The sequence below is a fragment of the Desulfitibacter alkalitolerans DSM 16504 genome, from assembly GCF_000620305.1.
GTDB classification, from domain to species: domain Bacteria; phylum Bacillota; class DSM-16504; order Desulfitibacterales; family Desulfitibacteraceae; genus Desulfitibacter; species Desulfitibacter alkalitolerans.
On record NZ_JHVU01000024.1, the window covers coordinates 140,914 to 153,108 of the forward strand.

Sequence of the window (12,195 nt, forward strand, 5' to 3'; positions counted from 1 at the left end):
CCTTATTTAAGACTATATTAATACTTGAGCAAGTATTCCACCAAACAAGAACGCCAGTATTATAACTGAAATCCAGATAATAGCTGCAAGCTTTTTATTAAGTTCTTTAATTATAATCATTCCAGAGGCAATGCATGGAACAAATAGTGATATTGTAACCGATGCAATTAAGGTTTGCATTGGTGTTATAGTCAAATCAAATAAACCAGCAGCTCCAAAGTCTCTCCGAACAAAACCCATTATAAATGCTGTTGCAGCTTCCCTGGGCAGCTTGAGCCAGCCTTCAGTTAATGGAGCCAAAGCAACTTGAATCATTTCCAGCAATCCCGTTAGATCCAAAATACCAAGGATAAGAGCTCCGATAGCAAATAAAGGAGTAGCTTCCTTCAAAAAATGCCATGATTTAGTAATGGTCTTTTTTAATACATTATCCACTCGCGGAATGCGCAAGGGCGGTATATCTATCAGCAGATGAGTAGATTCTCCTGGAAACAATTTATTTAGGATTGTTCCTACAATTACCAGTATAGAAAACATTATGGCAATATAACCAATTACATAGTTTAATCCCAAGCTTCCAATAAGCACCGCTATTACACCTATCTGAGCTGAACAGGGTATGGCTAATGCCAAGAGAAAAATGGCAATTTTTCGCTCGCGATCAGATCCAAGTAGTCTAGTTGTAATTGTGGCCATTGTTACACAGCCAAATCCAAGAATAAAGGGAATTATAGCCCTTCCATTTAGTCCTATAAAAGCTAAAGCCCTATCAACCATAGCTGCAACTCTGGGCAAATAACCTGAATCTTCCATGGCCGATAAAAAGAAGTAAAATCCCAGGACAAGGGGCAGCAATAGACCTAAAATATAAATAACAGTCATGGTTAAAATGCCAAATTCACCTATAAGCAAAGCCCCTATGAATGATTCCTCTGAAATTAACCTGCCAACTAGATTGATGATAAAGGGCTGATAGATTTCCCCCATGACCATGCCCTCGGTAAACTCAACTACTGTTTGGGCAATAAACACAGCAACAAGTTCATACATTAAATACATTACCCCAAGTAAAATTGGAATACCAGTTAGAGGATTAATCATCCAGCGACCCAGTTTGGTTGCAAAGGAAGCTCCTTTGATTACATCCTTTGAAACATGTTGAATAATATCATTGACACGTAAACGTCTTTGCATATAAATCTCTTCTCTATAAGGCTCTGGCTCTATTCCATGGCGTCCTGCTACATGGGGATCACCTTCCAAAACCAGCAGTGCCTCACCTTGAGTACCTACCTTTTCCAGCAACTTGGTCAGCTTCCTCTGGAGTTCAGGCTCAATATGCCCAACCCTCGCCTTTTCAATGCTCTGTTTAATTTCATCCAAGCCTTCTTTTTTCACAGCAACTGTAGGAATAACAGGAACGCCAAGTAAATCAGAAAGCAGGTCCACATCAATCTCTATTCCCTGCTTTTTTACTTCATCAAGCATATTCAATGCTACTATCACTGGTATACCCATATCAATAATCTGCTGGGTTAAAAACAAATCTCTTTCTAAATGAACTGCATCAATTACATTAATGACAATATCCGCGCCTAAAATCACATCTCTAGCAACAATTTCTTCTTGATTAAAGGATGATACTCCATAAACACCTGGAGTGTCAATTATTGCATATGGTCCCACTATACCATAGGAAATATCCAGGGTAGTTCCTGGAAAATTAGAAACATCAACATACAATCCTGTAAGTGCGTTAAAAACAACTGATTTGCCCACATTTGGGTTGCCAACTAGAACAACTTTTTTTGCATTTTTAGGAATATTAATATGATTACTTAAATCATGACAATGCATACCTTTACTTCCCCCTATAATCTAATTATGAAGCCACCTGTTCAACTTTTATTTGCCGAGCAAGGTTGCGCCCAATAGCAATTTCCTGTCTGTTACGACTAACTATAATTGGTCCTGTAGGAACAACTTCCTCACATGTGACTACTGACCCCTCCATAATCCCAAAACGAATTACCTGCGACCTAACTAGTTCATCAGGTATATTTACAATCTTAATCAACATTCCCCTTTTGCCTTTGTCTAAAGTCATACGGTTTTCCTCCTTTGCTAATAATAATTTCGCACTTAATGATAATTCTTATCAATTAAGCCTTAAAAAAATATGTATTTCTTGGAATTGATATTCATTTTCATTTAATTTTTCCTTGATTTTATTGTAACTTAGCAATATAAGTTATGCAAGACTTTTTTTTAGCAAAAATTAATGAAAATTCGTCTTAATTGTATGCAAAAACTATTCATAGCTGAGTAATACCCAGATTATTGACAAAAACAGATAAAGGCACTTCCCTAATGGAAATGCCCTCACTTACCATTTGATTTATCTTACAGCAGTAACGTTAGCTGCCTGTGAACCACGATTACCCTCGACAACATCAAATTCAACACTTTGACCTTCTTCTAAGGTCTTAAAACCTTCGCTTTGAATGGCAGAGAAATGTACAAAAACATCTCCTCCTCCATTACTCTCAATAAATCCAAAACCTTTTTCTGCATTAAACCATTTTACTTTTCCTTGCATAGTATTATGGCCCCCTTAAAAATAATTTGAATCAAAAAGCAGAATAACGTAAAACATCTTTTTTTCTGTAACAATAACCAGAGGCCAAGAAAGTTTAAGTTTTTCACATCTTCTTAAAACTATGTATAATAGTATCATATGAAGTTTATAATTGCAAGCAATTTTTGGAAGTATTTACCCAAGTTTTAACCTTCTTTATTTCTCCTACGTCCTGAATATTTCACTTGCCATTATCTCTAAACCTTCGAAAAAATAAGAAGTTATAGTGTCTTCAATTTTATAAGTGGTATACTCATCGATTTCAAAATCCTTAAAACCGTATACCAGAACTGAATATTTAAAAGGGTCTACGATCCAGAACTCTCTGACACCGGACAACATATAAGTATTGAGCTTATCAATCATATCTTTTGAGCGGGTGCTTTTTGATATAATTTCAATGCATAATGTTGGGGTCCCCATATATCTTCCTTTTTCATTAACAGTATCCTCCATATCACATGCAATGAGCAAATCCGGCTGCATAACATCAGGCGTATCAAAATCCTTTTTATGAAAATGCACATCAAAGGGTGCATAAAAAACCTTGCATTTCTTGTTATTCAGGTATGTTCTTAGATGAATGTACAGATTACCAGAAATATCCTGATGAAAGGTGTCAGGAGAAGCTAAAAGTACTATTTCGCCATTGATATACTCCATTCTTAGCTCGCTTTTTTCATAAATCTCCATAAATTCTTCATATGATACTTTCTTACCACCGTACTGATAGTCCAATGCATTTTCCTTAACCATAAAGTATCGTTCGATTTCTGTAATATAGGGCGTAAGTCTTACGGCTTTTTTGCCGTTTTTAGTAATAATAACTTCATTATTATCAATTACATAGTCTAAATACTTTCCTAGATTTGTTTTAAACTCAGTGGCTGTAATAACTTTTGTGGTATCTTTCATTTTCAACACCTCGCACGAACATTATAGCATATCGCACTAAATTAATAAATAATATTTATATCGTGCGATATGCTATTTAAAACCCCGATCAGAAACCTAGCACACAAAACTATAAGTAGCTTAAGATCCTTTAATATCATATGAAGGTATGAGGCTGTTATAGTTTTTGTAATCAATTAATCCGTCATGCTGTAAACGACCAATTAGTATAAATGGAGCTATGCCAATCTTTGCTGCATAGTCAATAATTTCACTCTTATCATCATAGGAGTGTTTTTCTATAAAACTTGCCCACATTTCCTCAGCTTCTTGCAATGAAATTTGTTTGTTCCTAATCTTTTTTCTAAAAATACTCCCTATTTCAGCCCATGCAAAAGCTGGTAGAACAATAATTTGATCATTTTCTATGACTTTCAGCATTAACTCCCTGGCTTTAAAGCTATCCTCTTCTTCAAAAAATAATTTAATTAGGACCGAGGTATCAATACAAATATATTTACTCATGTCGGTTGTTTCCATCTCTTAACTTTCTAATTAATTCTACGGAGTCTTCTTGTCTACCAATTTTACTAGCAACCCGTTTTTGTAACTGGGTTATTTCTTCTAATTTTTTTTTCCGATTCTCCATTAAGTAATTTTCTCCTTGAAAATGCATTTTAGTATAACTCTCTGCATCAACAATATAGGCGATATGCTTGGATCTTTGTAAAATAGCGATTGGACTCTTTGTTCTTGTCAAATCTGCCAAAACTGCTTTGGCATTTCTCCGTATCTCGGTTATGCTAACCATTCGCATAGTAATATCACTCCTAAATGTGTCTTTAAAAGCATTATAGCATATTGGCTTTATTATTCCAATTATACTGCGCACATAATCTATATCTACTACGTCATATGTGGAAAACCGCAACATATCTGTACTTAAAGTGTGCACATTGTTAAGACAAAGATTTTATTAACTACATAGAGACTTGGTATAATTCAAAAAGGTCTCACAGCAGTTTAGACTACATGTCACCCATGGAATATGAAAAATATCATAGGGAGAACCAGTCACTAGTAGCTTAAAGAACCACAGACATTGCAGGCAGTCAAGGGCCGGCTTTAGCCGGGCGAAGCTTTACCCTTTACTGCCACGAAGGCAATACCCTATTGTTAGTTGGTCTTGCAAAGCATGACCAACTGCCTACCGGCGAGGGCGGGTGTGGGCAGAGCCCACAAAATAGACAAAAAAGAGAAACAGAGTATTTGTATGAAATAAAGAGAAAAGGAAACTTTATGCGTGTCCAGCTAGGCCTGAGCACTCCACCCCATTATTTCTAGTTTCCCTTTCCAGATTTTCTGGTACCAAAGTGATGTCATCTTCGTAATCATTTAAAAGTTTGGAAATTCCAATAGTTTTATAATCTTTTTCGTCATTTTCCAGGTTAAATTGTAGGTTGCAGCTTTCACATTCTAAATCACATTCGTTATGTCTGTAGTCGTCTGGCATCTTATAGGTGGTAATTACTCCTTCATAGTTTCTGAGAACTACTTTGTTTGTAGACCAGGAGATAAGATAATTCGGCATTATCGGGATTTTTCCTCCTCCACCCGGAGCATCGATAACGTAGGTAGGAATAGCAAAACCGCTGGTGTGACCTCTTAAGTTTTCCATGATTTCTATCCCTTTACCAACATTTGTTCTGAAATGTTCCAAGCCTTCCGATAAGTCACATTGATATATATAATATGGTCTAACCCGGTTTGCAGTCAGTTTGTGAACCAGACTTTTCATGATTCTCGGGCAGTCATTTACATCTCTTAAAAGTACCGACTGGTTTCCTAAAGGGATACCTGCTTTAGCCAGTTTTTTTAGTGCACGTTTTGAGGATCCTGTGATTTCCCTGGGATGATTGAAATGTGTATTAAGCCATATGTTGTCATACTTCTCCAGTACTTTGATTAAATCATCAGTTATTCTGTAAGGAAGCACCACAGGCATCCTTGATCCAATTCTTATGACTTCAACATGAGGAATTTCGGCTATTTTACTAAGTATCCAGTCAAGATAATTGTCAGGCAACATTAATGGATCCCCACCTGAAAGCAAAATATCCCTGACCTCAGGATTACTTTTTATATATTTTATACCTTCCAGAACTTCATCTTTTGAGGGTATGGAATCTACATCTCCTACTTTTCTTTTTCTTGTGCAATGTCTGCAATACATGGCACATACATTGCAGACATGAAATAAAACTCTGTCCGGATATCGGTGAGTGATTAATTGGACAGGACTATCTTTGTCCTCGTGAAGGGGATCAACCATGTCGCAGTTTGAAAGGCTCAGTTCTTTGATGTTAGGGAAACATTGTCTAAATACGGGATCTTTTTCCGGATCATCTGTATTGACTAATGATAAATAATATGGTGTTACAGCCATAGGAAATTTATCAATGGTCCTCTGGATGGCCTGTTTTTTTTGCTGTGAAAATTCTATACCTAATATTTTTTCCACGGTTTCTACTGTTCTAATGGTATTTTTTATCTGCCATCTCCAATCATACCATTTGTCTGTAATTTTTTTTGGGAGTTCTTCTTTGTTGATTTTATTCTTTGTAATACTAATTGTTTCTTGCATTGTTTCTCCTTTCTAAGATAAAATGTGTTTTAAAAAGTTATATAAAACAGTTTTTTTAAAATAAAAAGCACTCTAACACTGAATAATCAGAGTTAAGGTGCTTATAACCCCAAAATAATAGACCAAAAATTATAACAGCATGAACATACATAAGTTAATTTATATTTTGCAATTTTAAAATTTAGTGTATTATATCATTCCTAGAAAAGATTGTCAAAGTTGGATCACAAAATACAGAGCTTTTTCATTTTAAAATGCCCATTTCTTTCAGCGTCTTTTTTGTTACCTATCATCCTGTTTCTTATACTCCTCTGTATATTACATCCATGGTATGCTTTGCTCCCGCAAGGTTTCTATAAAATCAGCAAGGGTTTCTCCAGATAATTCTGCTGGGCTTTAATTTCTTATATTTAATACATTAGGTTCCTCAACTTCTGGACATGAGATGTAAAGTTCTTCAGGATCAAGGTCAAGACAATTAGCTGGATCATAATTACCTGTAATATCCCATGCCAATGTGTTATTCATAACTGTACAAGTATTCATAAAAAGGTCAATGTCTTGAAGCTGCTTAATTAAAGTGTGCACATTGTCAAGACAAAGATTTTATTTTTTAAGTGAACCAGATATTTCCAATTGCCATGCTTATAAAGATAACAGTTGGCGGGAGTCAAGGGCGAGCGTAAGCGAGTTCATCTTTGACCCTTGACTCCCCTTACTAACCCAAATCCTATTAATAGGTGGTCGAAGCCAGACCACCTGCCCTCCGGCGAGGACGGGGTTTGGGGCTGGCCCCAACAATATTAAGCCGCCACTTTACCTAGATACACTTAGTATGGAGTACTATAATTGTGCGTTTGATGAGGGCGTTCGTTGTTATATTCCTGGACATATTCACGGATTCCAATTCGTAGTTCTCTTGGTGAAGTGAATTCATAAGGATATATCCGCTCTATTTTAAGGCTACGGAACCACCGTTCAATGACAACATTATCAATCCAACGTCCTTTACCATCCATGCTTTGTTTAATATTTTCTTGTTTTAAGTAGCTTGTATACTCATCGCTAGTAAATTGACTGCCCTGGTCGCTGTTGATGATCTCTGGTTTGCCATATTGACTAATCGCCTTCTTTACTGCAGCGAGAACCGGTGCTGTATCCAGAGTATCTGACAGTTCCCAGCCAACTATGTAACGGCTGTACCAATCAATGATAGCTGTCAGATACATATGGCTCCGACCCATTTTGATATAGGTGATATCCACTTTATCCAAATATCGGAATAATGGAGATTATCCCGATGAAAAAGTTATTCCGACACTTGACCAATATTAAGCTGATTTAGTTAAATGTGACCAAAAAAATCGGAATAACTTTTGAATCATTACTTTAAACCATAGAGCCGTCTTAGAGTATCATCATCCAATTCGGCAGCATTAAATTTCTGAGCATTTCGAAGCGGATGATTGGCTACTGTTGCTTTTTCAATCGCATTCCGTTTCATTTCTATGTCAGCGTAAGCGTAAATCCAAGTAGTTTGAAGGTTTGAGTGTCCAAGCCATTCAGAAATAAGAGGTAACGGTACCCCTTTCCTGTACAGATTAAGCGCTCTACTGTGGCGAAACATATGAGGAGTAACTCTGTCAGGAACTTCAGGACATGAGTTCTGAGCCTGCAAGGCATATTTCTTTACGAAACGTGTAACGTTATCATCAGACATAGGTTGCCTATTACCATGGATTTCTGTATAAAACAAAGGAATATTATCCATCGAGCCATTATGGAATCGACTCATGTAGCTTTTGTAGTGTTGTACAGTTTCTTTCACGATGGGAACTAAGCGTATTTTTTTACCTTTTCCGTGAATAATTATGTAGGGCGATTCTGTATCAGCCACTACGTCTTTAGGAGATAGATTTAGGATTTCGCTGTTGCGTGCACCAGTATCATACATTAAAATCATATAAAATAGATTTCTGTGACCTTTCATCGTTCGAGGGTTGGGCTGACGGAGAATAGCATCCAGCGCAGTCTCGCTGAAATGATCAACGGTTAATTTCTTTTCTGTTTTTCGTCGGGCAACCTGCCCGGCTGATAGGTTGATTCAATGTGGTTAGTCCACAATGCCGTTCCGTATCCAACCATTCTAGGAAAGCATTAATGCTATCGCTAGAAATGTTATTGAACGAAAGATCCTTCAAAGATTGTTTGCCGTAATTACAAAGAAACTGAAGATAAAGATTCATTGTTTCTTTGTAAGACTTTACTGTATTGGAGCTTACAGTCCTCTGCATCGGTAGGTAGACTGCAAGATATTCCCTAATAAGTTCGAATAAACGTTAACTACTATGATTTATGACCACGAGTTATCTGACTACAGTTCCATTCGGTCAGTGTTGAATACTTAAGATGTCTAGGAACAAGATGAATATAATAAGCGGTATATTCTAATGATGAATGCCCCATATAGGTGCTCAGGTAGGGAAGAAGATTCATTACATCCTTCTTTTCATTCATCCATTTCAAGATTACATGGGTAGCAAAGTTGTGGCGCCAGTCGTATACCCGAGGTTTACGATCTTTTGTGAATGATATACCAGCCTCTTTCCAACACCTATAAAATTGTTGCTGAATCCATGCAATTTTGTATGGTCCACCATGCGGGTTTTGAAAAAAGTACTCTCTGGAGGGCATCATATTCTGCATGTGTGTGTCATATTTAATACATAAATCAAATAATTCCTGTGACATTGACACAATCCTATCCATATTTCTCTTGGAATCGGAAATATAAAAAGTTCCTTCATCTAGATTTGTATCGCTTACCTTGATGTGTCTTACTTCCTGGGGACGCAAACCGCAGCAATAAAGAACTCTAAACATCACAGGAACAACATATTCCCTGAATGGTGACAATGGATGTGATGGCAGTCGATCTGCACCAACAAAAAAATCGCTGAGTTCAATATCGTTATACAAGTATGGAATGAATTGTTCGCCTTTTCCGGCGAAACCATCGGGAATAATATACGCATTCTTTCCGATACTTACTAGATATTTGCTAAATCCTCTAATTATATTTGTTCGAAGCTGTAACGTTTTAGACTTTTCGTTTGGTTTCTTGGTACACCAAGCTTCAGTTATTTCTCTAGATAGAACATCTTCATGTGGATACTGTTCTACACAAAAGATATCAAATGAATGGAGCCTACGTGCGTAAGTATCTTCCTCATTACCCAAAGAGACCCTTAGTTTTATATATGCTACAATGTCATTAGCAAACAGACTTTTAAAGTGATATTTCATCTGTATACCTCCGACTGCACTGGAATTGCATCAAATCCAAGTGCACAGATATTGAGCTTAGATGCCTCGAGCGGAAGATAACGTTTTAATACACCCTTGCCGCGATGTCCCAATATTTGTGAAATCATCTCTGGTGAAGAGGATGTATCGAGCAACCAAACTCCCATGCTTCGCCTAAACGCATGAAATGATTTTCCGTCATATGCTTTCTTTTCTATACCAGCAACTTTGATGTGCTTATTAAGGATATTAGATACGCTTGATTTATCGCTTAGTTTTCTGTATGGAGCAGCTTCTGTTAAAAACACATATGGGCTTTCTATATCGGGGCGTCCGTTTAATATGTAGTCCGCAACAGCAGCCGCAGCGCTAGAATCAAATGGGAGTGAAAGTCCATATCCAGTTTTGTGTTGGACAAAATGAATAGTCATTTCCATCCAGTTAATGTCAGTCAACTTTAAATTTGCTATATCAATTGCTCGTATCCCTGTAACAGAAGCAAGCATTAGTATTGCATAATCTCTTTTCCCAGCGTGCGTCTTTGTATCAGGACTTAAAAGTACCCTTTCCATATCTGTTCGGTTAAAAGACGGAAGAACTTTCTTCATGGAAGGCGCTAAAGCAAAAGGCAACAACTCAGTCGGCATGTTATGAAATCCTTTGTTGTGAAGGTGCTTACAAATTAATCTGACAACATACATGACGTTGTGCATACAGCCCCTATGATCCTTATATTCCTGCATCAGAAAGTCATAAATGGTTTCTTGATGTATAGTTCTCAAATCAGAAATTTTCAACTGCTGAAGATAATAGAAAAAATCTCTGGCAATGGAATATAGTATTGGCACTGTACTCTTTTTTACAGTCAGACTACCTTTAAAGTCTTCGGCAATAAATTCATAAAAAGGTTCCAGCTGATGTTTGTAGCGGCTCATAATCGGATACTTATAATGAATTGGGAGCCCCTTGTAATAACCATCAAGCATTCCCAGAACACGAAAGACGTATCTTTCTCTGTTGTACTTGAAGGTTTGATTAACAGATATCTCCAAATGGAGTCCTTGACGAATCTCCTCGTTGATGTCTGCGCAATAGTTGATATGTTGTTGCTGATGGTAATACTTCTGGATGAATTCACAAGCTTTTGTATATTTTCTTACTGTTTCTCGACTGCGGAAATCTTTGCAAAATTTCATGACCGCATCAATTCCGTTGGTGATAAGTTGTGATTGCATTAAAATCCCCCTCTCTTGTTGTTGGTATAAATATAAACCACAAGATAAGAGTATAATAGCAATCAATATATAGCTATAAATTATTCCGAGCTTTCATACAGGTTACTCTTTATTATCATGAATTTGAATTAAAACATCGGAATAACTTTTTCATCGGGATAATCCACTGCCCAGACTTGATTAGAGCGGTTAATTTCAAGGTTGCGTAGCAAATACGGGTAGATCTTATGCTGCTTATTACGCTTTGAAAGGTTTGGTTTTGGGCACATTGCATATATGCCCATCTCTTCCATGTATCGTTTGATTAGCCTGCGTCCGACGGGAATTTTATCTATTTTTTGCAGCTTGTCCCGGAGTTTCCTGACTCCCATATATGGCATCTTTGTATGCCAATAGTCAAGCCTGTTCTTAACCATATTTTCAAAGTCACGGTCAGGTTCTACAGGTGTGTAATATACACTGGTCCTGTTAACTTCGAGTAATTCGCATTGTCTGGTCACCGAGAGCTTATCTTCTTTTGAAACCAGATTTAGTCTCCCATTCGGAGCCAAACATTTCTTTAGATTTTTTTTCAGCCAGTCATTCTCAATTGTGAGCTGACCGACTTTTGCCATTAGTTCATGTAGTTGTTCGTCCATTTCTTTTTCTCTAACACGTAGTTCTTTTTCTTGGCTGCTCTCTGAAAAGACCTTTGGTGCGTTCTCCAGAAACTCTTTTTTCCAGTTTCTTAGCTGAGTTGGACTGATGTCATGCTCTTGAGCAATCTCACCGAGCTGCTTTTCTTCTCGGAGTAATTCTAGTACAAGCTTAGTTTTGAATTCTGCTGAAAATGTTCTTCTTTTCACCATTGTATGCGAACCTTCTTTCCTGACAGTTTCCTGTCTTGTATTATATCAGGTTCACTTAGGTTTTAGAAAATTATGTCTGGTTTTATGTGTACATTATAGCATGCCGGTGTAGCCGCAGATCTTACAACCGAACATGTGAAAAAAAATTTCCCCGGAAAGTGAATTAGTGGTAATATTTCTCAAAAAATTGTCAATACTAATCATGTGATTGGTTTTAAAAAGGGGAAGTTTGGTGTTGTGCCGCTTCCTCTTTTTCCTTTCTATACTTTTTTAATAAAGAGTATTGACAGATTATTTAATTTGCATAACTAAAAGGCAGATTATTTAATTTGATATAGTTTTTAATGGTGAAAATATTTTGCAGTTTTCATCACAGATATGGCTAGTATATTTTGCTGTTTTACACAATACTAAAGACCTTACTACCTAAAAAAAAAGCCGGATTCACCAGCTTTAAAACAAATAATAACATTGAAGGTATATTGCGGGTTATTCTTCTAGGTAAATACTGTTGAGTACTTAAAACTAGCAACAGGCATTTAGCTTTGATTCTGCCCTTTCAACTACCGCCCTAATTTTCTTTTGAACATCCTTTGGCAGTGGCTCTGGCTCGTAATTCTCAATTATATC

14 protein-coding genes and 1 pseudogene are annotated in these 12,195 nt (G+C 36.8%); 1 reads left to right on the forward strand and 14 read right to left on the reverse strand.

Annotated elements, in window-relative coordinates:
• Positions 1–12 precede the first annotated feature (12 nt).
• The 6 genes from feoB to K364_RS0103020 all read right to left on the reverse strand — a co-directional run bounded on the left by feoB (position 13) and on the right by K364_RS0103020 (position 4,349).
• Positions 13–1,857, reverse strand: a complete 1,845-nt coding sequence (gene feoB / locus K364_RS0102995; protein ID WP_028306787.1) for a ferrous iron transport protein B — start codon at positions 1,855–1,857, stop codon at positions 13–15.
• A gap of 25 nt (positions 1,858–1,882) precedes the next feature.
• Positions 1,883–2,107 carry a FeoA family protein gene (locus K364_RS0103000; protein WP_028306788.1) on the reverse strand — a complete coding sequence of 75 codons (225 nt, stop codon included), beginning with the start codon at positions 2,105–2,107 and terminating at the stop codon, positions 1,883–1,885.
• Between the two features lie 291 nt (positions 2,108–2,398).
• On the reverse strand, positions 2,399–2,599 hold the full coding sequence (locus K364_RS0103005) for a cold-shock protein (RefSeq protein WP_028306789.1): 201 nt from the start codon (positions 2,597–2,599) through the stop codon (positions 2,399–2,401).
• A 204-nt stretch (positions 2,600–2,803) separates the two neighbouring features.
• Complete coding sequence (locus K364_RS0103010; protein ID WP_028306790.1) at positions 2,804–3,553, reverse strand: type II toxin-antitoxin system Phd/YefM family antitoxin; 750 nt, start codon at positions 3,551–3,553, stop codon at positions 2,804–2,806.
• 120 nt (positions 3,554–3,673) lie between these two features.
• A complete protein-coding gene (locus K364_RS22660) occupies positions 3,674–4,057 on the reverse strand; it encodes a type II toxin-antitoxin system VapC family toxin (protein ID WP_051533773.1) in 384 nt (127 codons plus the stop codon).
• Entirely contained in the window at positions 4,050–4,349 is a 300-nt protein-coding gene (locus tag K364_RS0103020; protein WP_028306791.1) for a type II toxin-antitoxin system Phd/YefM family antitoxin, read from the reverse strand. Before K364_RS0103020 ends, K364_RS22660 begins: the two co-directional genes overlap by 8 nt.
• A 158-nt stretch (positions 4,350–4,507) precedes the next feature.
• On the opposite strand from K364_RS0103020, the gene K364_RS26555 reads away from it, so the two are divergent.
• Positions 4,508–4,621, forward strand: coding sequence for an IS3 family transposase (locus tag K364_RS26555; RefSeq protein WP_156946388.1), 114 nt, complete (start codon positions 4,508–4,510; stop codon positions 4,619–4,621).
• Between the two features lie 208 nt (positions 4,622–4,829).
• Here K364_RS26555 and kamA read toward each other — a convergent pair whose 3' ends face one another.
• The 8 genes and pseudogenes from kamA to K364_RS22685 all read right to left on the reverse strand — a co-directional run bounded on the left by kamA (position 4,830) and on the right by K364_RS22685 (position 11,565).
• Positions 4,830–6,176 (reverse strand): lysine 2,3-aminomutase, encoded by a 1,347-nt coding sequence (gene kamA, locus K364_RS0103025; RefSeq protein WP_035267676.1) that lies wholly within the window; start codon positions 6,174–6,176, stop codon positions 4,830–4,832.
• 396 nt (positions 6,177–6,572) lie between these two features.
• Positions 6,573–6,725: pseudogene (locus tag K364_RS27790) on the reverse strand (DUF2442 domain-containing protein); the annotation flags it as partial.
• Between the two features lie 281 nt (positions 6,726–7,006).
• Positions 7,007–7,441 (reverse strand): IS3 family transposase, encoded by a 435-nt coding sequence (locus K364_RS22665; RefSeq protein ID WP_156946386.1) that lies wholly within the window; start codon positions 7,439–7,441, stop codon positions 7,007–7,009.
• A 119-nt stretch (positions 7,442–7,560) separates the two neighbouring features.
• The gene (locus K364_RS22670) at positions 7,561–8,280 is read right to left on the reverse strand and encodes a tyrosine-type recombinase/integrase (protein ID WP_340622496.1); all 720 of its coding nucleotides are present in this window, start codon (positions 8,278–8,280) and stop codon (positions 7,561–7,563) included.
• Entirely contained in the window at positions 8,222–8,500 is a 279-nt protein-coding gene (locus tag K364_RS27795) for a site-specific integrase (RefSeq protein ID WP_422857200.1), read from the reverse strand. Before K364_RS27795 ends, K364_RS22670 begins: the two co-directional genes overlap by 59 nt.
• Positions 8,501–8,522: 22 nt before the next feature.
• The gene (locus tag K364_RS22675; protein ID WP_051533776.1) at positions 8,523–9,482 is read right to left on the reverse strand and encodes a tyrosine-type recombinase/integrase; all 960 of its coding nucleotides are present in this window, start codon (positions 9,480–9,482) and stop codon (positions 8,523–8,525) included.
• Entirely contained in the window at positions 9,479–10,717 is a 1,239-nt protein-coding gene (locus K364_RS25385) for a tyrosine-type recombinase/integrase (RefSeq protein WP_051533777.1), read from the reverse strand. The genes K364_RS22675 and K364_RS25385 overlap by 4 nt, the downstream gene beginning before the upstream one ends.
• Before the next feature lie 128 nt (positions 10,718–10,845).
• The gene (locus K364_RS22685) at positions 10,846–11,565 is read right to left on the reverse strand and encodes a transposase (RefSeq protein WP_051533778.1); all 720 of its coding nucleotides are present in this window, start codon (positions 11,563–11,565) and stop codon (positions 10,846–10,848) included.
• Positions 11,566–12,195: the final 630 nt, after the last annotated feature.

Excerpts from the sequence above, each read along its gene's own strand:
- feoB (WP_028306787.1), bottom strand. The coding sequence starts at position 1,857 with ATGCATTGTCATGATTTAAGTAATCATATTAATATTCCTAAAAATGCA.
- K364_RS0103000 (WP_028306788.1), bottom strand. The coding sequence starts at position 2,107 with ATGACTTTAGACAAAGGCAAAAGGGGAATGTTGATTAAGATTGTAAAT.
- K364_RS0103005 (WP_028306789.1), bottom strand. The coding sequence starts at position 2,599 with ATGCAAGGAAAAGTAAAATGGTTTAATGCAGAAAAAGGTTTTGGATTT.
- K364_RS0103010 (WP_028306790.1), bottom strand. The coding sequence starts at position 3,553 with ATGAAAGATACCACAAAAGTTATTACAGCCACTGAGTTTAAAACAAAT.
- K364_RS22660 (WP_051533773.1), bottom strand. The coding sequence starts at position 4,057 with ATGAGTAAATATATTTGTATTGATACCTCGGTCCTAATTAAATTATTT.
- K364_RS0103020 (WP_028306791.1), bottom strand. The coding sequence starts at position 4,349 with ATGCGAATGGTTAGCATAACCGAGATACGGAGAAATGCCAAAGCAGTT.
- kamA (WP_035267676.1), bottom strand. The coding sequence starts at position 6,176 with ATGCAAGAAACAATTAGTATTACAAAGAATAAAATCAACAAAGAAGAA.
- K364_RS22675 (WP_051533776.1), bottom strand. The coding sequence starts at position 9,482 with ATGAAATATCACTTTAAAAGTCTGTTTGCTAATGACATTGTAGCATAT.
- K364_RS25385 (WP_051533777.1), bottom strand. The coding sequence starts at position 10,717 with ATGCAATCACAACTTATCACCAACGGAATTGATGCGGTCATGAAATTT.
- K364_RS22685 (WP_051533778.1), bottom strand. The coding sequence starts at position 11,565 with ATGGTGAAAAGAAGAACATTTTCAGCAGAATTCAAAACTAAGCTTGTA.